General features: G+C 68.1%; 26 protein-coding genes. 18 read left to right on the top strand and 8 right to left on the bottom strand.

Going from position 1 to position 24,004, the window contains the following annotated elements; translation table 11 throughout:
* Positions 1 to 137: 137 nt before the first annotated feature.
* From JKL49_RS14475 to JKL49_RS14465, 3 genes are all read left to right on the top strand, one after another.
* Positions 138 to 1,310, top strand: coding sequence for an acetyl-CoA C-acetyltransferase (locus tag JKL49_RS14475; protein ID WP_215341326.1), 1,173 nt, complete (start codon positions 138 to 140; stop codon positions 1,308 to 1,310).
* 67 nt (positions 1,311 to 1,377) lie between these two features.
* A complete protein-coding gene (locus JKL49_RS14470) occupies positions 1,378 to 2,076 on the top strand; it encodes an SDR family NAD(P)-dependent oxidoreductase (protein ID WP_430700819.1) in 699 nt (232 codons plus the stop codon).
* A 121-nt stretch (positions 2,077 to 2,197) separates the two neighbouring features.
* Positions 2,198 to 4,264 (top strand): TonB-dependent receptor plug domain-containing protein, encoded by a 2,067-nt coding sequence (locus tag JKL49_RS14465; protein WP_215341324.1) that lies wholly within the window; start codon positions 2,198 to 2,200, stop codon positions 4,262 to 4,264.
* Here the strand turns inward: JKL49_RS14465 and JKL49_RS14460 are convergent.
* The 5 genes from JKL49_RS14460 to JKL49_RS14440 form a co-directional block, all read right to left on the bottom strand.
* The gene (locus JKL49_RS14460; RefSeq protein ID WP_215341323.1) at positions 4,261 to 5,598 is read right to left on the bottom strand and encodes a PQQ-dependent sugar dehydrogenase; all 1,338 of its coding nucleotides are present in this window, start codon (positions 5,596 to 5,598) and stop codon (positions 4,261 to 4,263) included. The genes JKL49_RS14465 and JKL49_RS14460 overlap by 4 nt on opposite strands.
* Before the next feature lie 70 nt (positions 5,599 to 5,668).
* On the bottom strand, positions 5,669 to 6,511 hold the full coding sequence (locus JKL49_RS14455; protein WP_215341322.1) for a glycosyltransferase family 2 protein: 843 nt from the start codon (positions 6,509 to 6,511) through the stop codon (positions 5,669 to 5,671).
* Between the two features lie 98 nt (positions 6,512 to 6,609).
* Positions 6,610 to 8,730: a TonB-dependent receptor gene (locus JKL49_RS14450; RefSeq protein ID WP_347340389.1), complete on the bottom strand. Its 2,121-nt coding sequence runs from the start codon at positions 8,728 to 8,730 to the stop codon at positions 6,610 to 6,612.
* A gap of 322 nt (positions 8,731 to 9,052) precedes the next feature.
* The gene (locus JKL49_RS14445; RefSeq protein WP_215341321.1) at positions 9,053 to 10,042 is read right to left on the bottom strand and encodes a FecR family protein; all 990 of its coding nucleotides are present in this window, start codon (positions 10,040 to 10,042) and stop codon (positions 9,053 to 9,055) included.
* Positions 10,043 to 10,154: 112 nt separating this feature from the next.
* Positions 10,155 to 10,616 (bottom strand): RNA polymerase sigma factor, encoded by a 462-nt coding sequence (locus tag JKL49_RS14440; RefSeq protein ID WP_347340388.1) that lies wholly within the window; start codon positions 10,614 to 10,616, stop codon positions 10,155 to 10,157.
* A 248-nt stretch (positions 10,617 to 10,864) separates the two neighbouring features.
* Between JKL49_RS14440 and JKL49_RS14435 the strand changes: the two genes are divergently transcribed.
* From JKL49_RS14435 to JKL49_RS14365, 15 genes are all read left to right on the top strand, one after another.
* A complete protein-coding gene (locus JKL49_RS14435) occupies positions 10,865 to 11,638 on the top strand; it encodes a polysaccharide deacetylase family protein (RefSeq protein ID WP_215341320.1) in 774 nt (257 codons plus the stop codon).
* A gap of 69 nt (positions 11,639 to 11,707) precedes the next feature.
* Positions 11,708 to 12,103, top strand: a complete 396-nt coding sequence (locus tag JKL49_RS14430; protein WP_215341319.1) for an MAPEG family protein — start codon at positions 11,708 to 11,710, stop codon at positions 12,101 to 12,103.
* Positions 12,104 to 12,268: 165 nt separating this feature from the next.
* Positions 12,269 to 12,664 (top strand): GFA family protein, encoded by a 396-nt coding sequence (locus JKL49_RS14425; RefSeq protein WP_215341318.1) that lies wholly within the window; start codon positions 12,269 to 12,271, stop codon positions 12,662 to 12,664.
* A 43-nt stretch (positions 12,665 to 12,707) separates the two neighbouring features.
* Entirely contained in the window at positions 12,708 to 13,310 is a 603-nt protein-coding gene (locus tag JKL49_RS14420; RefSeq protein ID WP_215341317.1) for a carbonic anhydrase, read from the top strand.
* 262 nt (positions 13,311 to 13,572) lie between these two features.
* Positions 13,573 to 14,088, top strand: a complete 516-nt coding sequence (locus JKL49_RS14415) for a hypothetical protein (RefSeq protein ID WP_215341316.1) — start codon at positions 13,573 to 13,575, stop codon at positions 14,086 to 14,088.
* 151 nt (positions 14,089 to 14,239) lie between these two features.
* Entirely contained in the window at positions 14,240 to 15,445 is a 1,206-nt protein-coding gene (locus JKL49_RS14410; RefSeq protein WP_215341315.1) for an acyl-CoA dehydrogenase family protein, read from the top strand.
* A 93-nt stretch (positions 15,446 to 15,538) separates the two neighbouring features.
* A complete protein-coding gene (locus JKL49_RS14405; protein WP_215341314.1) occupies positions 15,539 to 16,558 on the top strand; it encodes a fatty acid desaturase in 1,020 nt (339 codons plus the stop codon).
* A gap of 315 nt (positions 16,559 to 16,873) precedes the next feature.
* Positions 16,874 to 17,218, top strand: a complete 345-nt coding sequence (locus tag JKL49_RS14400; RefSeq protein ID WP_215341313.1) for an ArsR/SmtB family transcription factor — start codon at positions 16,874 to 16,876, stop codon at positions 17,216 to 17,218.
* Positions 17,215 to 18,096, top strand: a complete 882-nt coding sequence (locus tag JKL49_RS14395) for an alpha/beta fold hydrolase (protein WP_215341312.1) — start codon at positions 17,215 to 17,217, stop codon at positions 18,094 to 18,096. The genes JKL49_RS14400 and JKL49_RS14395 overlap by 4 nt, the downstream gene beginning before the upstream one ends.
* A complete protein-coding gene (locus tag JKL49_RS14390) occupies positions 18,096 to 18,569 on the top strand; it encodes an SRPBCC family protein (RefSeq protein WP_215341311.1) in 474 nt (157 codons plus the stop codon). Before JKL49_RS14395 ends, JKL49_RS14390 begins: the two co-directional genes overlap by 1 nt.
* A gap of 232 nt (positions 18,570 to 18,801) precedes the next feature.
* Complete coding sequence (locus JKL49_RS14385; protein ID WP_215341310.1) at positions 18,802 to 19,263, top strand: tellurite resistance TerB family protein; 462 nt, start codon at positions 18,802 to 18,804, stop codon at positions 19,261 to 19,263.
* On the top strand, positions 19,260 to 19,451 hold the full coding sequence (locus tag JKL49_RS14380) for a hypothetical protein (RefSeq protein ID WP_215341309.1): 192 nt from the start codon (positions 19,260 to 19,262) through the stop codon (positions 19,449 to 19,451). The genes JKL49_RS14385 and JKL49_RS14380 overlap by 4 nt, the downstream gene beginning before the upstream one ends.
* Positions 19,452 to 19,633: 182 nt before the next feature.
* On the top strand, positions 19,634 to 20,605 hold the full coding sequence (locus JKL49_RS14375) for a TerC family protein (RefSeq protein WP_215341308.1): 972 nt from the start codon (positions 19,634 to 19,636) through the stop codon (positions 20,603 to 20,605).
* Positions 20,606 to 20,707: 102 nt separating this feature from the next.
* Positions 20,708 to 21,778, top strand: coding sequence for an alkene reductase (locus tag JKL49_RS14370; protein WP_215341307.1), 1,071 nt, complete (start codon positions 20,708 to 20,710; stop codon positions 21,776 to 21,778).
* A gap of 95 nt (positions 21,779 to 21,873) precedes the next feature.
* A complete protein-coding gene (locus JKL49_RS14365; RefSeq protein ID WP_347340387.1) occupies positions 21,874 to 22,290 on the top strand; it encodes a pyridoxamine 5'-phosphate oxidase family protein in 417 nt (138 codons plus the stop codon).
* Here the strand turns inward: JKL49_RS14365 and JKL49_RS14360 are convergent.
* From JKL49_RS14360 to JKL49_RS14350, 3 genes are read right to left on the bottom strand one after another with little or no spacing between them, the layout of a single operon-like run.
* Positions 22,287 to 22,805: a hypothetical protein gene (locus JKL49_RS14360; RefSeq protein WP_215341305.1), complete on the bottom strand. Its 519-nt coding sequence runs from the start codon at positions 22,803 to 22,805 to the stop codon at positions 22,287 to 22,289. The genes JKL49_RS14365 and JKL49_RS14360 overlap by 4 nt on opposite strands.
* A gap of 5 nt (positions 22,806 to 22,810) precedes the next feature.
* Complete coding sequence (locus JKL49_RS14355) at positions 22,811 to 23,419, bottom strand: NAD(P)H-dependent oxidoreductase (RefSeq protein WP_215341304.1); 609 nt, start codon at positions 23,417 to 23,419, stop codon at positions 22,811 to 22,813.
* Complete coding sequence (locus JKL49_RS14350; RefSeq protein WP_215341303.1) at positions 23,416 to 23,892, bottom strand: pyridoxamine 5'-phosphate oxidase family protein; 477 nt, start codon at positions 23,890 to 23,892, stop codon at positions 23,416 to 23,418. The genes JKL49_RS14355 and JKL49_RS14350 overlap by 4 nt, the downstream gene beginning before the upstream one ends.
* Positions 23,893 to 24,004 lie beyond the last annotated feature (112 nt).

Here is a 24,004-nt window from a genome sequence, read left to right as displayed (position 1 = left end):
TGGCCAGGATGCTTGTGGCCCAATTCGCCGCCGCTGTAATCTGGCGCCGTGCCGGGCCCCGTTGGCTTACCTGACGGCGCCCGCCTAGAGTGAATTTCGACGCGCGACAGACGCGCATTTCCAAAGGGAGCGGAACCATGGGCGAAGCCTATATCGTCGCGGCCTCACGCACGGCCGGCGGCCGCAAGGGTGGCAAACTGAAGGATTGGCATCCGGTCGATCTGGCCGCCAATGTCCTCAATGACCTCATCGACCGCACCAAGGCCGACCCGGCCCTGGTGGAGGACGTGATCATGGGCTGCGTCGGCCAGGTGGGCGAGCAGGGGATCAATGTCGGGCGCAACGCCGTGCTGGCCTCGCGCCTGCCCGAGAGCGTCCCCGGAACCAGCGTCGACCGCCAGTGCGGCTCCTCGCAGCAGGCCCTGCAGTTCGCGGCCCAGGCCGTGATGAGCGGCACCATGGACATCGTCATCGCCGCCGGTGTCGAGAGCATGACCCGCGTGCCGATGGGCCTGTCGGCCGCCCTGCCGGCTCAGAACGGCTTTGGCACCTATATGAGCCCCGGCATCCAGGAACAGTATCCCAACATCCAGTTCAGCCAGTTCGTCGGCGCCGAGATGGTCGCCAAGAAATACGGCCTGAACCGCGACCAGCTGGACGAGTACAGCTTCCAGTCCCACCAGCGCGCCATCGCCGCCACCCAGGCCGGCGCCTTCAAGAACGAGATCGTCGGCATCGAGGTGACCGACGCTGAGGGCAACAAGACCCTGCACACCGTCGATGAAGGGATCCGCTTCGAGGCCAGCCTCGAGGGCATCAAGGGCGTGAAGCTGCTGCGCGAGGACGGCAGCCTGACGGCGGCCTCTTCCAGCCAGATTTGCGACGGCGCCTCGGGCGTGATGATCGTCTCGGAAAAGGGCCTGAAGGAACTGGGCGTCAAGCCGCTGGCCCGCATCCATCACATGAGCCTGCTGGGCCATGACCCGGTGATCATGCTGGAAGCCCCGCTGCCGGCCACCGAACGCGCCCTGAAGCGCGCCGGCATGACCGTCGACGACATCGACCTGTTCGAGGTCAATGAGGCCTTCGCCTCCGTGCCCGTGGCCTTCATGCACTCGCTGGGCGTCTCGCGGGACAAGATCAACGTCAACGGCGGCGCCATCGCGCTGGGCCACCCGCTGGGCGCCTCGGGCACCAAGCTGATGGCCACCCTGCTGAACGCCCTGGAAGCCAGCGGCGGCAAGTACGGTCTGCAGACCATGTGCGAAGGCGGCGGCATGGCCAACGTGACCATCGTCGAACGCCTCTAATCTCCTATCGGCTTGGCTTCCTTCGCCCCGTGCGGGAGAAGGAAGCCTCGCTGACATGGGGTCTGACTTGAGCCAGCCACGCATCGTCGCCGTCACCGGCGCATTCGGCATCCTCGGCGCCGCCGTCGCCCGCGCCGCGGCCGGGCAGGGGGCCAAGGTCGCCCTCATCGACTTTTCCAAGACCGCGCCCGAGGGGCTGGTGGAGGCCTGTGGGCCGGACGCCGTGGCGCTGCCCGGCGTCGACCTCACCGATCCCGACACGGCCAAGGCGGCTGTCGATGAGGCCGCCGCGCGGTTGGGCGGACTGGATGTCCTGATCAATGTGGCCGGGGGCTTCGCCTGGCAGACCCACGCCGACGGCGACCCGGCGGTCTGGGACAGGCTCTACGCCATGAACGTCAAGACGACGGCCAATGCGAGCCGCGCGGCCATTCCGCACCTGAAGGCCAGCGCGGCGGGCCGGATCATCAACATCGGGGCCAATGGCGCGGTGAAGTCCGGCGCCGGCATGGGCGCCTACGCCGCCTCCAAGGCGGGCGTCCACCGCCTGACCGAAAGCCTGGCCGAGGAGCTGAAAGGGCAGGTGACGGTCAACGCCGTCCTGCCCTCGATCATCGACACCCCCACCAACCGCGCCGACATGCCCGACGCCGATTTCGCAAGCTGGGTGACGCCCGACGAGCTGGCCGCGGTGATCCTGTTCCTGGCGTCGCCCGCCGCCAGCGCGGTCACCGGCGCCCTGATCCCGGTCACCGGGCGGGTCTGAACCGCCGACCTTGTTACGCCAAAGCCGCACGGCGGGGCGAATCGTCCCATCGAGGTGAAGCTGGGTGGCGAGAGCTTACGAAGTAAGCCAGAACCGTCCCGGTTCCCGGGGAGGGCGCGTGATGGGTATGCTGATGATCGCGGCGGCAGTGGCCGCTCTAGCCGCGGCCGAGCCGTCGGCCGACGTGACGCCCGCGAAGGCCGCCACCTCCGAAACCGGCGTCATCGCCTATCCCGCCAGCTTCTTCGCCGAGGCCTCGCCCTCGACCGCCTATGACATGGTCATCCGGGTGCCGGGCTTCTCCTTCGACAAGGGGACGGTGGTCCGCGGCCTGGCCGGATCGGGCGGCAACGTCCTGATCGACGGTGAGCCGGCGGTGGCCAAGAACGACGCCCTGGACGAGATCCTCAAGCGCATCCCGGCCGGCGCCGTGGCTCATGTCGACCTGATCCGCGGCGGCGCGCCCGGCATCGACATGCAGGGCCGCACGGTGGTGGTCAACCTGGTGCGCAAGTCGACCGCGGGCTTCCGGGGGGCGACCACGACGGGCGCCTACTTCGTCTATGACGGCCGCACCCTGGGCAGTTTCCGCGCGGAGGGCCAGTGGCGCTGGGCCGGAGGCCGCGCGGCTGAGGCCTCGATCATCCTGGGCTACGGGCCCGACGACCAGCTGGGCGATGGGCGACGTATCCGCACGGCGGCGAACGGCTCGACCCTGATCCTCTCCGATGTCGACGCTGACGGGAAAGGCCTGAAGCAATGGACCACCGGCGCCTATGAGACCCCGCTGGCGGGCGGCAAGCTGCGTCTGAACGCTGCCTATATGATGACCCCCTATTCGGCGGAGGTCACCGATCGCCTGCGCTTCCCGGGCGGCAAGGAATACCAGTACGACACCATGGACCGGCTGCAGGCCGAGGTGGGGGGGCGATACACCCGCCACTTGACGCCGCGCCTGGACCTGGAGGCCGTGGCGTTCCAGCAGTGGAACAACAACGACACCAAGTCCCGCTTCGAAGGCGCAAACCTGATCCGTCAGTTCGAGGGCGATCGGAAGACCACCGAGAGCGTCGGGCGCGGCCATGTACGCTTCGCCCAATCGCCGACCCTGACCTGGGAGTTCGGGGCGGAGGGGGCCTACAACAAGCTCGACAACACGACGACCCTTTTCCAGAACGGAGCCAAGGTGCGCGTGCCGGCGGCCAGCGTCCTGGTGACCGAGAAGCGCGGCGAGGTCTTCGGGACAGCCACCTGGCGGCCAAGCGAGGCCATCACCGTCGAGGCCGGCCTGCGCCAGGAGCGCTCCACCATCTCCTCGGAGGGGGACGTGCTGCTGGAGAAGCAGCTGCAGTTCACCAAGCCCCGGGTGGCGGTGACCTGGTCGGCGACGCCGACGACCCAGGTGCGCCTGCGGGTCGAGCGTGAGGTCGGGCAGCTCAACTTCGACGACTTCGTGGCCCCGTCCTCGGTGGCCAGCACCGGCACGGTGATCGCGGGCAATCCCGACCTGTCGCCGCAGCAGGCCTGGGTGGTGGAGGCCGCCGTCGAGCAGCGGTTCTGGAAAAGCGGGGCGGCGATCCTGACCTTGCGCCACTACGAGCTCACCGACGTCATCGACCGCGCGCCGATCTTCGGAGCCGGTGGCAGCGTCGCCGACGCCCCGGGCAATATCGGGGAGGGGACCAAGGATGAGGTCCAGGCCAGCCTCAGCCTGCCGCTGGACCGCTTCCATATCCCGGCCGCCCAACTGAAGGCCCAGGCGGTGTGGCGGCGTTCGGAGGTGACTGATCCGCTGACCCTGCAGGCCCGCGAGATCTCCGGCCTGCGCCACATGGAGTGGGACCTGCACTTCACCCAGGACCTGGCCCGGTGGAAATCAAACTGGGGGATCGACGTCAACAAGGGCGGGTCCAACGCTAACGACTTCTATGGCTGGCGCGATAGGGCCTATCGGCTGTCGGAGATCGAGACCCGCAAGCTGGACACCTGGGTCACCCTGTTCGGCGAATACAAGCCCAAGCCTGACCTCAGCGTGCGCCTGGAGCTGCTGAATGTCACCGAGCGCAGCGCCGAACGTATCCGCGAGGTCTATGCGGGGCCGCGCGACCGCAGCGCCCTGCTCTATACTGACGTCCGCGACCTGCGCTGGGGCAGGGTCTGGAATCTCCGGATCCGCAAGAGCTTCTAGGGTTTCGACGGCGCGGCGACGGGCGCGGGCGGCGGGGTGGCGTTGGCCACGCGCCAGACGATGTCACCGCTGTCATCAGCCACCAGCAGGGCGCCGGTGTTATCCACCGCCACGCCGACCGGACGGCCCTGGGCCTGCTGTTTGGCGTTGAGGAAGCCTGATAGGAAGACCTGCGGCGGGCCGGCGGGCTTGCCGCCCGCGAAGGGCACGAAGACCACGCGATAGCCGTTCAGCGGCTTGCGGTTCCAGGAGCCGTGCTGGCCGATGAACACCCCGCCCTTGTAGGCGGCCGGGAAGGCGTCGGCCCGGTAGAAGGTCAGGCCCAGCGAGGCCGTGTGGGGACCCAGCGCGTAGTCGGGGACCAGGGCCTTGGCCACCAGGTCGGGCTGCTGCGGGCTGACGCGGATGTCGACGTGCTGGCCGTAGTAGCTATAGGGCCAGCCGTAGAAGCCGCCCGGGGTGACGCTGGTCATGTAGTCGGGGACCAGGTCGTCGCCGAGCTCGTCGCGTTCGTTGACCGCGGTCCACAGCTTGCCGGTGACAGGCTCCCAATCCATGCCGTTGGGATTGCGCAGGCCGGTCGCATAGGTGCGGCTGGGGCCTTCAGGCAGGGTGAACTCGACGATCTGGGCGCGGCCCGCCTCGGCCGGCAGGCCGTTCTCGCCGACGTTGGAGTTGGAGCCGACCGTGGCGTACAGCTTCTGGCCGTCGGGGCTGGCGACGATGTTCTTGGTCCAGTGGTGGTTGATCGGGCCGCCCGGCAGGTCGAAGACCTTGGTCCCGGTTCCCTGCACCTGGGTCTGGCCTTCCGCATAGGGGAAGGCGACGATGGAGTCGTCGTTGGCCACGTAGAGGGTGTCGCCCACCAGGGCCATGCCGAAGGGACGCTTCAGGCCCTGGGCGAAGACCGCCTTGGTGTCGGCCACGCCGTCGCCGTCGGAGTCCCGCAGCAGCATGATCTTGTTGGGGCTGACCTGCAGGGCGCCGGCGCGCTTCTGGATCAGCTGGGCGATGAAGTCCTTGAAACCCTGGGGCTTGCCGGCCTCGGATGAGGACTCGGCGGCCAGCACGTCGCCATTGGGGAGGACCAGCAGCCAGCGGGGGTGGTCCAGGCCGTCGGCGAACCGCGTCACAACGAATCCGGGCGGGGCCTTGGGCGCGCCATCCTTGGGCCAGCCCACGAACTTGGCGACGTTCACCGTCGGCAGGGCGCTCTTGGTGGGGGTCGGCAGGGCGGGCTTGGGGCCGAACCCCGCGAACGGATCGGAGACGCCCTGGCTACAGGCTGACAGACCGAGCGCCACCACGGACGCCGCCAACAAAACCGAACGCATGGACGTCTCCTGATACCCGACTTCGCTTCAATGCGCGGGGACGGGTCAGGTTCAGACTAGCATAGCGAAGCTAGGCGGCGACCTCGCGCAATGGCGCGGTGCGCTGTAGATCGCCGGGACGCAGCTCCACCAGGGAGGCCTGGGCCGCCAGGGCGCGGACCGCCAGGATCTCGCGGGCCCGCAGACAGGACAGCACCGGATAGACGCCGGCCATCAGGGCGATCAGGAAACCGAGTTCGCCCTCGCGATAGCCCTTGCGGGAGACGAAGCACTTGTAGAACCGGCGGAAGCCGCGGAACACGTTGTCGCCGACCCCACCCGGCTGGCCGATGTCGGCCAGGTCCTGGGCGCGCAGGGCGGTGTAGCGGTTCAAGCGATCGACCATGTCGCCGATGTCGTCGTCCACCGTGTGCTTGATCGGGGTGGTGAGCGAGCCCGCCAGGACGCCGGTGAAGGTCACGCCGGGATGCACGCGCTGGCTTTTCCAGTGCTTGACCCCGTTGCGATAGAGCCTCGCCACCGACGAGGTGCCGAAGGAGCCGCCCCAGCCCTGGCGCACCAGGCGGTGTCCGACATAGTTGTCCACGGGGATCTGGAAGTAGTCGCCCTGCGAGATGTTCTCCACCGTCCGGCGGATTTCCTGGGCGAGCTGGACGCTGACCCACTCATCGGCGTCGATCTCGATGACCCATTGGCCGGAGCAGGCGGCGATCCCGGCCTCCTTGCGGGGGCCTTCGAGAGGAAAGCTGCCGCTGACGACGCGCGCGCCGTATTCCAGGGCGATGGATTCAGACCGGTCGGTGCAGCGGTCGGCGACCACAACGATCTCGTCGCAGAAGGCCAGACGCGCGAGGCAGTCGGCAAGCCGCGCTTCTTCGTTGTGGACACACACCAACGCGGACAACCTGGTCATCACGAACCTTCCCTCGCCCCCCGGCGAACGATATGCGACGGTTTATTGACCGTCCTAGGCATGACGACGCCATGATCCTTACCCCTCAGGGGGTCGCGTCAAAATGTGCGCGAAAGGAGCAGGCTGAGGGTTCGGGGACGCTGCGGGGTGACCTGGCGGACCTGGCCGAAACTGAAGGGATTGCCGTAGGCGAAGGTGTCGCCCTGGGTGTTGTTCGGGTTGCTGACAAAGGCGGCGACCCGCCAGTCGGGGCCTTTCAGCTGCACCGACAGCTTGCTGGCGATGTAGCCGCCCATCTCCGGCGACAGGGCTGGATCGAAGGTCAGGCGGGACCGGCCGACATAGCCGCTTTCGGCGGTGAGGATCAGGGACAGGTTATCCCGCAAGGGTCGCTCATAGGTGGCCAGGGCGCCGACGGACGCGTCAGGCACGCCGGGCAGGCGGTCCTGGACGCGGGTGGCGAAGATCGGATTGACCTTCGTCACCTTGGAGGAATTCAGCAGGGCGTTGGCCTGGACGGTCAGAGTCGTGGTCGGCCGCCAGGTGGCTTCGATCTCCAGCCCGATATTGCGTCCGTCGCCGACATTGGCGGTGTAGGGCAGGCCGGACGGCAGGTACTGGTCGGTCTGGATGTTGTTCCACAGGTCGTAGAAGACCGCCGACTGGACGCTCAGCCGGCGGTCGAAGAGGCGCAATTTAGTCCCCACCTCGAAGTTGCGCAGGCGGTCGGGCTGAAAGGTCTTGCGCGACGGGGCCGGGGCCGAAATGCCACCCGAATTGAACCCGCCCGGTCGGCCGCCCTCGGAAGCGAGCAGGTAGAGCATGGCGCCGCTCTGGAAGTCGTGTTGCAGGGTGAGTTGAGGCGACCATCCCTTGAACTGGGCCTTGCGGGTGAAGGCGCGCGTCGCGCCGGTCAGGGGGGCCTGGACGGCGGAACTGGTGCGCAGGTCTGTCTCGAACACCCGGGCGCCCGCCGCCAGGGTCCAGCCGCGGGCCAGACGGTAGGAGGCCTGGCCGTAGACCGCTGAGGTGATCAGCCGGTCGCTGCGGTCGTCGACATAGACCGGTACGGGCGGCCCGGCGGTGGCGCGCACCCGCAGGACCGACGGGCTCTTCTCCAGGGTCCAGGCGCCGTAGAGCCCGGCGAGCCATTGCAGCCGGCTGTCGCCGGGGGAGGTCAGCACCGCGTCCTCCACCACCATGTCCACCTTGGTGTACTCCTCGAAGACTCCCAGATCCGCCGTGCTGGATCCGTAGAGGTTGAGGGCGGCCGAGGCGTCGTAGAGGCTGGAATAGGCGTGGCGAACATAGGCCGTGGAGGATTCCAGCCGTCCCCAGTCGCCAGATCCGATCACGGTGACGGCCGCCTCGCCAAAGTCGTTCTTATGCCTTTCGCGGATCCGGTTGGCGCGTCGCAGGCGGTTGGGGCCAGGCGTGACGTACTGGGTGTCGTTGGAATCCAGCTGCTGGACGGCGCCGCCGACCGTCACGCTCCAGGTGTCGTTGATCTGGACCGCCAGGGCCAGGCGGCCACCGATCCGCTTGGTCTGGTCCACGTCGGAGAGGCGCAGGTTCACATCGTCGAGATAGCCGCCCTCGACCTCGGTATAGGCCACCAGCCTCAGGGCGGCGCGGTCGTGGACCAGGGGCAGGTTGACCATGCCCTCGGCCTCGTAGCCGGGGGAGCCGGTCTCGGTCCAGGCGGCGCCGGCAGTGAGCGCCCCCTGCAGCAGATTGAATTCGGGCTTGCGCGTGATGATCCGGTAGACGCCGCTGAGCGAGCCGCCGCCATAGAGCGCGCCCTGGGGGCCGCGCAGGACCTCGATCGCCTGCACGTCGGCCAGCCGCAGGTCGGGGTCGGGGGCGTTGTAGGTGATGGGCACATAGTCGAGGAAGGTGCCGACCGTGGACCGGGTGCGGCCCGTGAAGGCGCCGTCGGAGAGGCCGCGCAGCAGGATCTTGTCCCGGCCCGGACCGAGATTGGTCATGGTGACCCCGGCCACCTGGCGCACGGCTCCGGCCGCATCGGTCGCGCCGGTGATCTGGAGCTGGCTGGCGGAGATCAGGCTGAGGGAGGCCGGCAGCCGGTCATAGGCCACCGGCCGTTTGGTGGCGGTGACCAGGATCTCCGCGACTGGGTCGGGGAGAGGCTGGGGGCCGGGTTTCGACGGCGTCGGCGCAGCGCCGGCCGCCTCCGGCGCCTCCGGGAGGATCCTCACCGTATGGATGTCGATGATCTCAAAGCGGCATCCCGCCCCGGCGGTGAGCCGCGTGAGCGCGGCCTTGAGAGTGAAGTCGCCCGACAGGCCCGAGGTTCGCCCGCCGCAGGCCGCGACGCCGCCGATGGAGATGCTGGACGACAGGGCGAGGTCGATCAGGGCCTCTGAGACCGGCTTGGGACCGATGGCGTACCGATGGCGTGCAGGCGCGGCCTCAGAAGCCCCTGCCGCCAGTGAGGCGGAGAGGACAAGGCCTGTCAGGGCGAAACGAATTTCGCGGCGCCGACCCGATATGACGATGCACCCCGCCGAAGTATCAGTGTTACTGGGCGCGAAGCAGTATGCTGTCTCGGGTGTTAACGGAAGTGATTGGGGCGAGCATCACGAGGCTCCGCACCACGGCCTGATGGTCGTCGAGCACCAGGACCCCGGAGAATCTGATCTGGCCGGTCCGGGCGTCGGCGAGCTTCAGCGGCGTCTCGGTATAGCGGTTGATGTCCGCCACCACCTCCTCCAGGGGGCGGTTGCGATAGACCAGGCGGCCGGTGCGCCAGTCGAACACCTCCTGCGGGGTGACCTTGCTGAGTTCGGAATGGGCCGCGCCCTCGACATGGTCGAGGCGCAGGCCGGGGGTCAGCCGGATGGCCTGTCCGGAGGCGCCGGCGGCGGGCCGCACCTCCACGATGCCGCGGGCCACGGTGACCGCGATGCGGCCGTCGCGGCGGCGGACGTCGAACTGAGTGCCCACGACCCGGACCGTGCGGTCGCCGCTGGCGATCACGAAGGGCCGCTTGGGGTCCTTGGTCACATCGAACACCGCCTCGGCGTCCTCCATGACGACGCGACGTTCACGGCTGCCCAGCTTGACGCTGATCTTGGAGCCGGCGTTTAGGTCGATGCGGGTGCCGTCGGCCAGGGTGACGGTGCGGCGCTCGCCCTTGCCTGTGGCGTAGACCGTGGTGGGGGCGGTGATGTCGCGCCAGGGGACGACGGCCACCACGAGGGCCGCAGCGGCCAGGCTCGCGGCCATGGTCCAGCGACGCGACGCGCCAAGCGGCGGCGGCGGACGTTGCCGACGGGCGCCGGGGCCGTGCGGATCCAAGGCGGCCTTGAGGACCGGGCCGGCGGCGTCCAGCTCTTCCCACAGGGCCATCGCGGCGTCATAGGCCGCAGCGTGGTCTGGGGAGGCTCCCAGCCAGGCCTCGAAGGCCAGCCAATCGGTTTCGTCGGCCTGTGGCGCGCGCATCTGCATCAACCAGTCGGCTGCGGCGTCGCGCGTGGCGTCGATCCCTTCCTGCAGCGACTCGTTCATCGGACCATGCAACCCCGGCGGGTGACTCCGCCTCCCTGACACCATGACGTCGCCAAGCTGGAGAACCCCCCACTCAACGGGTGAAAAAAGCCTGTGAGGCGAGTTTTCCGTTTCATCCCAGCCTCGCCAGCAGAGTTTTCAGGGCGCCGCTGATGTGTTTTTCCACCGCGCTGATCGAAATTCCCATCGCCCGCGCCGTCTCAGCGTGGCTGAGACCGTCCAGCTTGTGAAGCTGAAAGGCCCGCCTCATGCGCGGCGGCAGGTCTTCCAGGGCTGTGGTGAGTTGGGCGAGCCGCTGGCGCCCGGCCAGGGCCTCGTCGGCCGGAGGGTCATCGACCACGTCCTCACCGCCGATGGAGGTACGCTCGGTCTTTATCCAGGCGTCGTCACGGACCACCGTGCGCCGCTCCTTGCGCAGCCGGTCCAGCATCAGGTTCGAGCCCATGCGAAACAGCATGGCCGACGGACTCAGGATCGGTTCGGCCGGGTCCAGGGCTGCGACCTTGAGATACAGATCCTGGGCGAGGTCTTCCGCCAGCGCCACGGAGCCGAGCCGGGCGGCGAAGAAGCGCACGAGATTGGCCCGCTTCTCCAGGTACACGCTCAATAGATCGATGGGGGCGGCGGGGTCTTCCAGGGCTTTGACTCAAGAGACGTTGGGCGATCGCCTATATTTCCCTCAGATGCCCCGCTTCGGTCGGAGGCGACAAGCGCCCTTGCGGCAATTTGGTCGTGATCATGAGGGGTGGCGCCTCACGCGGCGTCATTCCTGTCAGCGGGCGTCGTCGGGCGGGGTCGGCAGTGGAGAGTGCATTCAGGCCCATGCGTTGGCTGCTGCTGCAACAGGAACTGGGCCGCTGGCGTAAAGCCGGCCGCAAGCCCGTGCTGTGGTGGCGCGACGACGACGCCCGCGCACCGTCGGCGGAGCTCGATCGGCTGCTGACCGCCGCGGCGGCCCACGACACGCCTCTCACCCTGGCGGTGATCCCCGACGGGGATCTGAAAGCCCTGTCGGCGCGGCTGGCGGGAGAGACTCTGGTCAGCGTCGCCCAGCACGGTGTGGACCACCAGAACCGCCGAGACGGCCCCGCGGCTGGGGAATTCCCCCACGCCTGGATGCGGATTCGGGTCGCCACCCAGATGCGGGCCGGCTGGGCTAAGGTCTCCGGACTCCCGGGGGCGGTCCAGGTGTTCGTGCCGCCCTGGAACGACATCCATCCCGAGCTGCCGGCGGTGCTGCAGGACTGCGGCTATATCGGTTGGTCAGCCTGGGCCGAGACCGCGCCGCTGGAGAAGGCGCCCCGGGTGGACACCCATGTCGACCTGCTGCGCTGGCGAGGGGGCGCGCGGTTCCGCGGCGAGGGCAGGATTCTGGAGCGCCTGCGCGAGCTGCTCGCCGAGCGGCGGCAGGCGGGACTCTGGGCCGCGCCGGTCGGCCTGCTGACCCACCATCTCGATCACGATGAGGCGGCCTGGCGGTTCCTGGACAGGTTCATCGCCTGGACGCAGGCCAGCGGCGACATCGCCTGGCGCGCCCTGCCGGACCTGCTGGCGGAGCTGCCGGTCGAGATTTCGCCCGTCGCCCGGAAAGGTTGACGTCGCCGCCCGGCGGGCTGAACCTCCCAAGGTGAAGCTTCAGCAGGAAGCGCATTCGGGGCGGAAATCATGAGTGTTGAACTGACGATGCTGACCTATTCGGTCGGCCTGCTTTTCGTGTTGGTCTTCGTCCAGGCCCTGGTGGGCATCAGGTCCCAGGGCGCGGTGCCGCTGGCCAATTCCCGCGACGACCTGCCGCCGCCGAGCGGCTTCCACGCGCGGATGAAGCGGGTGGTGGACAATCACCGCGAGGGGCTGACGATGTTCGCGCCCCTGGTGCTGGTGGCGGCTGTCGCCGGGGTGTCCAACGGCACGACGGTGCTGGGCGCGCAGCTGTTCTTCTATTCCCGGGTCGTCCACGCGGTTCTCTACATCTTCGGCGTACCGATGGTGCGGCCCCTGGCCTGGGCGGTCGGCGTGGTGGGTACCGTGATGGTGTTTGCCGCCCTGGTGGGCCTGGCCTAGACCCTTTCCGGGTCAGGTTGAAACAACCTGACCCGGACAAAAAGGGTCTATCTCCTTGACGTTAGAGCCTGTCCGGGCGGCGAACCGGTTCCCACCTGCGCCTGACATGCTCTAGAGCGTATCCTCGAGCGCCTCCCGTCCCGGGAGGCGCGACCGGGGACCCGCATGACCCGTCATCTCGGCTCCTGCCATTGCGGGGCGGTGACCTTCGCCATCGAGGCGGAGATTGATCACCTGACCGCCTGCGACTGTTCTCTGTGCGTGAAGAAGAACGCGCGGATGGTGCGGGTGCGCGCCGATCTCCTGACGGTGCTGTCGGGGGAGGACCAGCTCGGCGCCTATGAGTGGAACACTCACCGGGCGCGGCACCATTTCTGCCGGACCTGCGGCATCTACGTCTTCCACCGCAAGCGCGCGGCGCGCGACCTGTATGAGGTCAATGTCTTTTGCCTGGACGGCTTCGACCCCACCGGCCTGCCGGTTCGGGCCAGCGACGGTGTGGGCATGTCTGTGGCGGCGGAGGGGGCCAGAGAGGCTTGGCCGGGACCGCGCGAAGGCTGAGTCGGGGGTTGCGGCCTCGGCTTGGCGGGCGTATGGCGCGGCCATGCTCGATGACCTGAAGGCGAACAACAAGGCTTGGGCCGCGCGCAAGGTCGCGGCCGATCCCGGCTTCTTCGAGAGGCTCAAGGGCCAGCAGGCGCCGGACTATCTGTGGATCGGCTGTTCCGACAGCCGGGTGCCGGCCAACGAGATCGTCGATCTCGATCCGGGCGAGCTGTTCGTGCACCGCAACGTCGCCAACCTCGCCCCGCCGCAGGACGCCAACTATCTGTCGGTTCTGCAGTTCGCGGTCGATGTGCTGAAGGTGAAGCACATCATGGTGGTGGGTCACTACGGCTGCGGCGGCGTGGCCGCGGCGGTGGACGGCGAGCGGCGCGGCCTGGTGGATCACTGGCTGCACCCGATCCGCGAGGTGCACGAGGAGCACCGCTGCGAACTCGACAAGCTGGGCACCCGGGGCGAGCGCCTGGACCGCCTGTGCGAGCTGAACGTCATCCGCCAGGTTAAGAACGTGGCCACCGACGTTTTCGTGCAGGACGCCTGGACGCGCGGCCAGAACCTCTGCGTCCACGGCCTGGTCTATTCGCTGGAAAACGGCCTGCTGACCGATCTCAACGTCTCGGTGGGCAACCACTGCGAAGAGTAACCCCGGCGCGGCGCGATGGCCGCCCGACCGCCTGATCCCTTACCGACAAGCTATTTGCGGACTCTCTGACCCTGCAGATGCGGGCCTGCGCCTGCGCGGTCGGGCGTCTGTTTGTGTATATATGAAGTAACGTAAAATACAGATTTGATTAAAACCTTATTCACTGTGTTGATAAACCACAGTTTAAATCGATTGCCCCAAAAGCGTTCTCGACAAGTTCAATTACTCACCAACACGCAAAACACAGTCGGGAAGAACATCCATGAAGACCTTTGCTGCTTTCGCCGTCGCCGCCACCGTCGCCGCCTTCGCCGCCCCTTCGTTCGCCGCTGAGGCCGCGCCTTCGGTGAACGTCGAGAGCGTCCGCATCGCCCTGACTGGCAAGACCGTGGCCCAGGTCCGCGCTGAAATCCGCGACGCCGCCACGACGGTTTGTGGCGCTCCCGCCGGTGACTGCTGGTCGGCCTCGGTCCACAAGGCCAACAGCGACTTCTACGCCATCCACCGCGCCCGTGTGGCCGCCAACGCCGCGCCGGTCCGTTTCGCCAAGCTGGAAGACGGCCGCACCCAAGTGGCCAGCGTCCGCGTCGCCCTGGCGGGCCGCTCGAACGAGCAAATCTCGGCCGACATCGCCGCCGCCGCCGACACCGTCTGCAAGGCGACCAACGATTACGCCCCTGACTACCGCGCCTGCGTCACCGGCGCCGTGCGCTCGGCCAAGGTGCAACTGCGCCAGCTGGCCCGCACCGAGGGTTCGAGCCAAGTCGCCTCGATGTAAGAGCCCCCTACGCTGTAGGGTTTTGAAGCCGCCGGCGCTGGTCCCCCCAGCGCCGGCGGTTTTCGTTTGCGCGCTGCCGCAACGTCACACTTGGCGCGCCGTTTCAGAGGCTTAGACTAGGGCCAACGAACGATCCGCGGGAGAGAACGATATGGCCGATTTCGGAGGCGACCTCGACCTCGAGGAATTCCGTGGCGAAGCCAAGACCTGGCTGGAGGCCAACTTCCCGGCCTCGCTGAAGGGCAAGGGCTTCCTGGCCGCGACCGAGGTGACCACCACCAACGCCGAGCTCAAGGCCTGGCGCAAGGCCATCGGTCTGAAGGGCTGGGCCACCCCCACCTGGCCGGCGGAATATGGCGGCGGCGGTCTGTCGCCCCAACACGCCCGTGTCCTGGCCCAGGAGATGGCCAAGATCGGCGCCTTCAATCCGCTGATGTTCGGGATGGGCGTGACCATGATCGGCCCGACGATCATGGACTACGGCACCAATGAGCAGAAGCAGCAGCACATCCCGCCCATCGTGCGCGGCGATGTCCAGTGGTGCGTGGGCTATTCCGAGCCCGGCGCGGGTTCCGACCTGGCCTCCCTGCAGATGAAGTGCGAGGACGCCGGCGACCACTACGTGATCAACGGCCAGAAGACGTGGACGAGCGGGGCCCAGTACTCCGACTGGTGCGGCGCGCTGGTGCGCACCGACTTCTCCGCCAAGAAGCATGAGGGCATCAGCTTCATGCTGATCGACATGCACCAGAAGGCCATCGATCCGCGGCCGATCGCCCTGATCGCCGGGGCCTCGCCGTTCTGCGAGACCTTCTTCACGGAGGCGCGGGCCGAGAAGAATGGCCTGCTGGGTCCCCTGAACGGCGGCTGGACCGTGGGCAAGCGCCTGCTGCAGCATGAACGGGCCAGCCAGACGGGCACGAGCGGCGGTGGCCGCACCGTACCGCTGAACGAGATCGCCAAGCGCTATGTGGAGGTCGACGCCGACGGCCGCATCGCCGACCTGGACCTGCGCACCCGCCTGACCAAGCACCTGATGGACGCCCGCATCCACGGCCTGACCCTGGCCCGGGTGGTGGCGGAATCGAAGGAAGCGTCGGGCGCCACCAACGGCGCCTCGGTGCTGAAGAACTCCGCCACGGTGGTGTCCCAGGGACGCGCCGAGCTCACGCTGGAGATCATGGGCCACCAGGGCCTGGGCTGGCAGGGCGCGGAGTTCAATCAGGAAGAGATCGAGACCGTGCGCGGCTGGCTGTCGGGCAAGGCGATGTCGATCTATGGCGGCTCGGTGGAGATCCAGAACAACATCATCTCCAAGCGCATCCTGAACCTGCCCGACAACACGCAGTCCACCTGACGCGGAGGGGCGGCAGCCGAGGCAAGCCGGGCAGACGTCAAACCGACTCAATCGCGGTGGTATGTCGGGTGTCCAACCTTCGCGAGTCACCCCTTGCCGACCACCGAGACCCGCCCGTGGCGCCAGCGCCTGGCCGCCTATCAGCAGCCGCACACCGGACGCTCGATCCTGGAGATCGTGATCACCGCCGCGCCCCTGGCGGCGATCTGGGGCGGGGCCTGGGTGGCGTCGCACTTCGGGCTGTGGTGGCTGGCCCTGCTGCTGGCGGTTCCGGCGGCCCTGTTCCTGGTGCGGCTGTTCATGGTGCAGCATGACTGCAGCCACCGGGCCTTCTTCCGCAATCGTCACGCCAATGACTGGATCGGCCGCGTGATCGGGGTGCTGACCCTGACCCCCTACGATTGCTGGCGCCAGACCCACGCCATCCACCATGCCACCTCCGGCGATCTCGACCGCCGCGGGTTAGGGGACATCCTGACCCTGACGGTGGACGAATACCGCGCCCTGCCGCCATGGCGGCGGATCGGCTACCGGCTTTATCGGCACCCGGTGGTGCTGTTCGGCCTGGGTCCGGCCTATGTCTTCCTGCTGGAGCAGCGCCTGCCCAGCGGCCTGATGCGCGGCGGCTGGCGGCCGTGGCTGAGCGCCATGGGCACAAACCTGGCCATCGCGACATTCCTCACCATCGTCGCCCTGCTGGCCGGCTGGCAGGCCCTGCTGTTGGTGAACCTGCCGACCCTGGTGATCGCCGCCTCCATCGGCGTCTGGCTGTTCTACGTCCAGCACCAGTTCGAGGACACCTATTGGGCCCGCCGCGACGCCTGGGACCTGACCGACGCGGCGCTGAAGGGCGCCTCGCACTATCACCTGCCCCAGCCGCTGCGCTGGATGACCGCCAATATCGGCGTCCACCACGTGCACCACATCTCCAGCCGCATTCCGTTCTATCGGCTGCCCGCCGTCCTGAAGGATCATCCGGAGCTGCGCGACTCCAGCCGCCTGTCGGTGCCGCAGAGCCTTCGCGCCGTGCCGCTGTCCCTGTGGGACGAGGCCAGCGAGCGGCTGATCTCCTTCCGTCAGCTCGCCCGCCAGAGCCGGGCGGCGGCGGCCTAGAGGTTCAGCTTCACCACAGTCGCGCCGAAGGCGGCCCTGCTGCGCCGGGAATAGCCGCGGGCGGTGATGTCTGAGAGGGCCTCGTCGGAAAGGTCGCTGCGGATGCTCAGGTGGAAGTCACCCAGAGGTTTGGCCCTGGACGGAGCCTAGGCGTGTGGGGAGAGGGGGCAATGGTGCGGCGAGCGCCCGGAGAGGGAAGGGCGTAACTGCGCGTTTGTTGAGCTTTTCCTCCTCCACGTCGGGAAGAGAGGGAGATGCTTGACGTCGGGCGGCATCTAAATATAGATAATTAGCAATATAGCTGGATGACGATATATGCAGGCGGCGACGCAACAGATGGATCGGGTGTTCGGCGCCCTGGCCGATCCGACGCGGCGAGCAATCCTGGCGCGGCTGGCGGACGGGGAGGCGACGGTCAATGAACTGGTCGCGCCCTTCGCGCTGAGCCAGCCGACCATCTCCAAGCACCTGAAGGTGCTGGAAGGGGCGGGGCTGGTCTCGCGGGGCCGTAACGCCCAGTTTCGGCCCGTGCGGCTGAACGCCAAGCCCCTGGCTGAGGCGGCCCGCTGGATCGGCGACTATCGCCGGTTCTGGGACGAAAGCCTGGATCAACTCGAAGCCTATGTGAAGGAGCTCCAGGCCAAGGGAGAGGCGTCATGAACCGCGTGGATCGGCGGTTGGTTCTGGGGGCAGGGGCCCTGTTGGGCGCGGGGCTGGCGACGAAGGGATTCGCCGCGGAGACCGCGACCACCGGCTACGCCAAGGTCGATGGCCTGAAGGTCTATTACGAGGTCCACGGCGGGCCGCTGGCTGGCCTGCCGCCCTTCGTGCTGCTGCACGGCGGGATGATGACCATCGAGACGGCGTTCCCGGACGGCTTCCTGGCCCGGCTGGCGCGGGTCCGACCGCTGATCGCCATCGAGCAGCAGGGGCACGGCCATACGGCCGACCGAGAGAGCGCGCCCAGCCTGGACCGCATGTCCGCCGATACTGCCGGCGTGCTGGCGCATCTGGGCGTGAAACAGGCGCATTTCGTCGGTCATAGCCTCGGCGGCATGGTGGCCATGAACATGGCGGTGCGCCGGCCCGACCTGGCCCGGACCGTGTCGGCCATCAGCATCAGCTACACCCTGGACGGCTATCAGCCGGAGCTCGTGAAGTTGCAGCGGGGCGAGATCCAGCAGCCGTCGCCCGAACTGACGGCTCTCCTGCCCACCGAGGCGGACTTCGCGTCCTGGCAGGCCAGCTACCGGCGTACCGCGCCCGATCCCACGGCCTTTGATCGCGTACTGACCAAGACCAACGCCATGCTCAGCGCCTGGACCGGCTGGTCGCCGGAGCAACTGCGGGCGGTGAAGACGCCGACCCTGCTGGCTATCGGCGACAACGACTTCGTACGCATCGACCATGCCGCCGAGATGGCGCGGCTTATCCCCGGCGCCCAGCTCGCTGTCCTGCCAAACACCACCCACCTGAATATCCTGACCCGCGGCGCCTGGCTTGAGCCGATGATCGCCGCCCGTATCGGAGACGCCTGATGACCGACCCCGCCATCGACCGCGAACTGACCATCACCCGCGTCATGGACGCCCCGGCCTCCCTGCTGTTCGAGGCCTATTCGCGGCCCGAGCACATCATGAAGTGGTTTGGCCCCGTCGGCTGGCCGGTGACCTTCGCGGAGATCGATTTCCGCGTCGGCGGTGCGTTCAAGTTCGCCATGACCGGGCCGAGCGGGGCGCCGAACGAGCCCTTCGGCGGGACCTATCTGGAGATCGTGCAGGACCAGAAGATCGTCTACGACAACGGCTTCAACGGCGAGAAGATGATGGTCGTCACCGTCACCTTCGATGAGGTGGACGGGAAGACGAAGCTGACCCTGCACACGCTGTTCGCCAGCGACGAGATGGCGAAGATGCACCTGGGCGGCGGCTTCGAGGAGGGGACCAATTCGGGTCTGGATCAGCTGGAAGACCTGGTGGCCGACCTCGCCTCGCGGATCGGCGGCGGCTGACACGCCGCAGCCCATGGGACCGGGCCGATTTACGAATCTGATCATAGGCATGCGGCGAAATCATCGCGCGCCGTCTTGAGGTTCTTGCGGCCTGTCCCATATCGATAGGGCGGGCCGGGCCCCTCTGACGATCACCGTGATCGTGATGTCGGACCGCATCGGGTGCGCCCGATGCCGGGTCCATCTCCAGCCCCGGCGCTGGCCGCATCCTCCAACAGAGGAGGTACGCGACATGAATCTTTCCAATCGACGGCCCACCAACGCCAGCCTGAGAACCGAGGCCTGGACCCCCGGCGACAGCCTGCAGCTGGACGCCCTGGTGGGCGCCTGCGCCCTTGTGGCCTACGCCGACGGATGGGTGACCGCCGAGGAACGCCGCCGTCTCGTGGCGCGCGTCCAAGGCCTGCCAGCCTTCGGCGTCTTCGGCGTGGATGAGGCGATACAGGCTTTCGAGGCCCTGATCGAACGTTTCGACAAGGATCCAGACGATGGGGAGGCGGTGGCCGAGGCGGCGATCCTGCGACTGCGGGGGCGGTCCGGTCCGGCCCATCTGCTGGTGGCCGCGGCCTGCTCCATCGCCGCCGCCGACGGGGGCTTCGACGCTGAGGAGCGGGCGGCGATCCTGCGGATCTGCGACCTCCTGGACCTGGAGGCCGACGCCTTTGACCTGGTGGCCGCCGGAGGCCGGCGATGAGGGTCTCGGGGTTCCCGCCCCCGACGCCCTGGCCGCGCCTGGAGTCTCGGGTCCTGGCCCAGGCCACGACCCTGGCCGCGTCCCACGCAAGTTCCCCCACCGGGCGGCCCGTGGAGGGGCCTGCGCCACTAGCCTCCAACCTCGCGCCGCGCCGGGTGTCTGGCCACACCCTGGACATCCGCGTCTGAGGCCGGTGGGCTAAGGCCGGCTCGACCGGCACGATTTTCTACCGCCGCGCGCGGGCGACCCCGCGCCGGCGAGCCATCCATCCATGAGCGGACCGGGCCCCTCTGACGATCGTCACGATCGTGATGTCGGACCGCGCCGGCGCGCGACCCGCGCCCTCCTGCTGGGGAACAAGATCTTGGACATGCTTCTCTCGCCCCTGCTGGGCAAGCCGCTCTGGATGTGGCTGATCTTCGCCGCCGTCGTCGTGATCCTGCTGGTGCTGGACCTCGGGGTGCTGCACCGGAAACAGAGAACGATCGGGGTGGGCGAGAGCCTGGCCCTGTCGGCCGGCTATATCCTCATGGGCCTGGGCTTCGGAGCCTGGGTCTGGGGAGAGCTGGGGCCGCAGGCTGGTGTTGAGTACCTGACGGGTTTCCTGGTGGAGAAGAGCCTGGCCCTGGACAACGTCTTCGTCATCGCCAGCATCTTCGCGGCTTTCGCGGTTCCGACGGTCTACCAGCATCGGGTGCTGTTCTGGGGAATCCTGGGGGTGATCGTGCTGCGGGCCGTGATGATCGGCCTCGGCGCCGCCCTGGTGGCGCGGTTCGACTGGGCCCTGCTGGTGTTCGCGGGCTTCCTGATCCTGATGGGCGCCAAGATGTTCCTGGCCAATGGGGAGGCGAAGGACCCGCGCGACAACCTCGTCTATCGCTGGGCCGCCTCCCACCTGCGGCTGACCGAGGGTTTTCGCGGCTCACGCTTTCTCGTGCGTGAGCCAGGCCCGGGCGGCCGGCAGGTGCTGTTCGCCACCCCGCTGCTGATGGTGCTGGTGATCATCGAACTGGCGGACGTGATCTTCGCCGTCGACTCCGTGCCGGCGATCTTCGCCATCACCACCGACCCCTACCTTGTCTACACCTCCAACATCTTCGCCATCCTGGGCCTGCGGGCGCTCTACTTCGCCCTGGCCGCGGTGGTGGATCGGTTCGCCTATCTCAAGCAGGCCCTGGCGGCGCTGCTGGTCTTCATCGGCGGCAAGGTCTTGGTGGCCGAGGCCATCGGCTGGGAGAAGTTCCCCGCGCCCGTGTCCCTCGGGGTCACCGCTGCCCTGCTGCTGGGCGGGATCGGCTATTCCGTCTGGCGCACCCGGCGGCCGGCGGCCGGCGCCGCGTGAGGGGAGGGGACGCGGCGAAAGGTGCGCCGTCCTCTGGGCAGACGGCGCCGGCCCGCCTATGTGGGGGAACCGCCGATCCGCGCGCCAGCCCAAGGACCACCCATGCCCTCGCTCTTCGATCCGCTCGTCGTTGGTGACCTGACCCTGCCCAACCGGGTGATCATGGCGCCCCTGACGCGCAGCCGCGCGGGTGACAGTCGCATCCCCAACGCCCTGATGGCCAAGTACTACGAGCAGCGCGCCTCGGCCGGCCTGCTGATCTCCGAGGGCGTGCCGGTCGACCCCATGGGTGTGGGCTATGCCGGCGTCCCCGGCGTCTGGTCAGCCGAACAGACGCAGGGCTGGCGCCTGGTGACCTCCGCGGTGCACGCCGCTGGCGGCCGCATCTTTATGCAGATCTGGCACGTGGGCCGCATCTCCGACCCCAGCTTCCTGGACGGCCGCGCGCCGGTCGCGCCCAGCGCCATCGCCGCCAAGGGCCATGTCAGCCTGCTGCGTCCTGAGCGAGACTATCCCACCCCGCGCGCCCTGGAGACCAGCGAGATCCAGGACGTGGTGGAGGCCTTCCGCCTGGGCGCCCAGAACGCCCAGAAGGCCGGCTTCGACGGGGTGGAACTGCACGGCGCCAATGGCTACCTGCTCGACCAGTTCCTGCAGGACAGCTCCAACCATCGCACCGACCAGTACGGCGGCTCCATCGCCAACCGCGCCCGCCTGATGCTGGAATGCGCCGACGCCGCCGTCTCGGTCTGGGGCTCCGACCGCGTCGGCATGCACCTGGCCCCGCGCGGCGACGCCCACAGCGTCGGCGACAGCGACCTGGCGGCCACCTTTACCCACGTCGCCACCGAGCTGGGCAAGCGCAAGCTGGCCTTCCTCTGCGCCCGTGAGGCGCAGGGGCCCGACAGCCTGGGCCCGCAGCTGAAGAAGGCGTTCGGCGGGGTCTATATCGCCAATGAGAAGTTCACCGGCGAGAGCGCCCAGGCCGCCCTGGACGCCGGCTGGGCCGACGCCGTGGCCTTTGGCAAGGACTTCCTGGCCAATCCCGACCTGGTGGAGCGCCTGCGCACCGGCGCGCCGCTGAACCGGTGGAACCTGGCGACCTTCTATGCGCCGGGGGCGGAGGGCTACACCGACTATCCGGCCCTATCGGAGCTGCAGACGGCGGGCTGACGAAGGCCGCGCACCGGTTGCGTCGGATGTCCGACGCGGGAACCGGTGCGCCCCTTAGGCTTTGCGGTGAGCACACCTTTCAAAGGAGCTTTCCCGTGGCCGACAAATCCCTCGCCGACATCGCCAAAGACATGCGGCACATCGACATCGCCATCCTCTCGACCGTGACCTCGGGTGGCGCGATCGCCGGACGGCCGATGAGCAACAATAAGGACGTCGACTACGACGGCGACGCCTACTTCTTTACCGACGCGAGCACTGGGGTGGCCACCGAGATCGAGGCCAATCCGCAGGTGGGCCTGGGTTATCAGGGCAAGCATAACCTCTATATCGCCGTCACCGGCCAGGCCGAGTTGATCCGCGAGAAGGCCAGCTTCGCCGAGCACTGGAATTCCGATCTCGACAAGTGGTTCGAGGCCGGCATCGACACCCCTGGCCTGACCCTGATCCGTGTGAAGGCCAAGGCGCTGAAGTATTGGGACGGCAAGGACCACGGTGAGGTCCGGGTCTAGATCGCCGGCGAAGGGGCGTCGCAGGCCATCAGGCCTGAGCGTCCCTTCAGGAATCCCCGACGCACCATCCCCGCGAGGACGGCCGCCTTGAGCGCCGCCTCGCGGGACCGCGCGCCCGATACCCATCGCACCGCGCCCCGGAACGGAAGCCCGACGGCGCCCCCGATCAAATCCGCCGCCAGACCGCCGATGGATATGCCCTCCGCCTTGCCGCCCGGCGCGAGGTCTGGCCCCAGGGCGATGTCGAGGGCGTTCAGTTCCGCTCTGAGGGATGCGCAGTCCACGGCGTGGGCCAGGTCGTAGGGCGAGACGGCTGCGCGCTGCAGCACCTCCGGGGCCGTCTCTTGGATGAGGCTGAGATCGCGCAGCGGCTGGCTGACCGCTCGACCGACCCCGGCGCCGGTGTCGGGCCGGGGCATAGGTTGGCTGGCGCAGCCCTCCAGAAGGATCAGGGCCAGCAGCGAGGTGACCAGGGTTCTGCCCAGCAGGGGACCGGACGACGGCCTATGGCGCATTCGGCTCAACCCGCCGACGCGCGGTCGCTGTTAAAGGTCTCACGGACGGCCGTGCTGACCGCCGCCAACACCTCGGCCACCGCTTCCTCGGTGATGCCCGGAACGATGCCGCCTGTGTGTTTGTGATCCAGGACGTTCAACCCGGTGACGGCCGACAGGTGCAGGTCGAACAGGGTCATCAGCGCCGGGAGGGCGCCGCTGTCGCGAACCCATGACTCCGGCGCGCCGGAGAAGCTGAAGGTGATCAGCTTCCGGCCCTCCAGCAGCGGTTCGGTGCCCCGCGCCACGGGGCCGTAGCCAAAGCCCATGCTGAACACCCGTTCGACATAGCCCTTCAGCATTGCGGGCGGGGCGTTGAACCAGAGGGGATAGATGAAGGCGAAGACGTCCGCGTCGGCCAGGAGCCGGCGTTCCTCCTGCGCGTCGTCGCCGACGGCGTAACCGGGCGCGCCCGGAATCTCCGCGGCCTTCAGACAGGGGTCGAAGCCGAGTTGGTAGAGGTCCCGCACAATGGCCTGGTGGCCCAGAGCCCGAACCGCCTCGGCATAGGTCGCGCCGGCCGAGCAGGTCAGGCTGCGGGGATTGGGATGGGCGATGATGACCGCGTGCTTCATGACACGCCGTCGGTGGTGGCGGGCTCGTCGATCTGCACGAGGTCGGTGTGACCAAAGCCCTTGCCGTAGTCCAGGACCGAAACCACCTGCGGCCGCAGATGGAACATCTTCATCTCGCCGGCGGGAGTGGCGACGTACTGGGCGACTTCGGGAAACTTTTCCATGAAGAGCAGGCCTGCCCTGGCCAAGGCCTCGGGGTCGGTGATCTCGGTCGCCCGCCCGCCGAGGGACAGGCCGCGGATTTCCGCCCAGTCGCGGTAGGGCAGGTCGATGGTCGCCGAGACCCGGGGGTCGCGCGCCAGGTTGCGCGCCTTTTGCGACTGGCTCCCGCAGCCGAAATAGATGTCGAGGCCTTGGCTCGCATAGCTCACCGTGGTGGCTTGCGGCGACCCATCTGGCCTGAGGGTCGCCAAGGTCAGGTCCTTGCCCGCCTCAAGGACGGCGATGATGTCTGGTCGCAGGTCCGAGTTCATGACCATGGCTCCTGGGAAGATTGACCACAGGTTCGCCCGGGAACGACCCCACCGCGTTGCGCCAGATCAAGTCGCGGCGGGTCTTCGCATCTAATCTGCCCACGCCTTGGAG

Origin of the sequence: Phenylobacterium glaciei, from assembly GCF_016772415.1 — a bacterium.
In the GTDB taxonomy this organism is placed as follows: Bacteria; Pseudomonadota; Alphaproteobacteria; order Caulobacterales; family Caulobacteraceae; genus Phenylobacterium; species Phenylobacterium glaciei.
The sequence above is the reverse complement of the archived record's forward strand: the minus strand, read 5'-3'. Positions and strand labels throughout refer to the sequence as shown.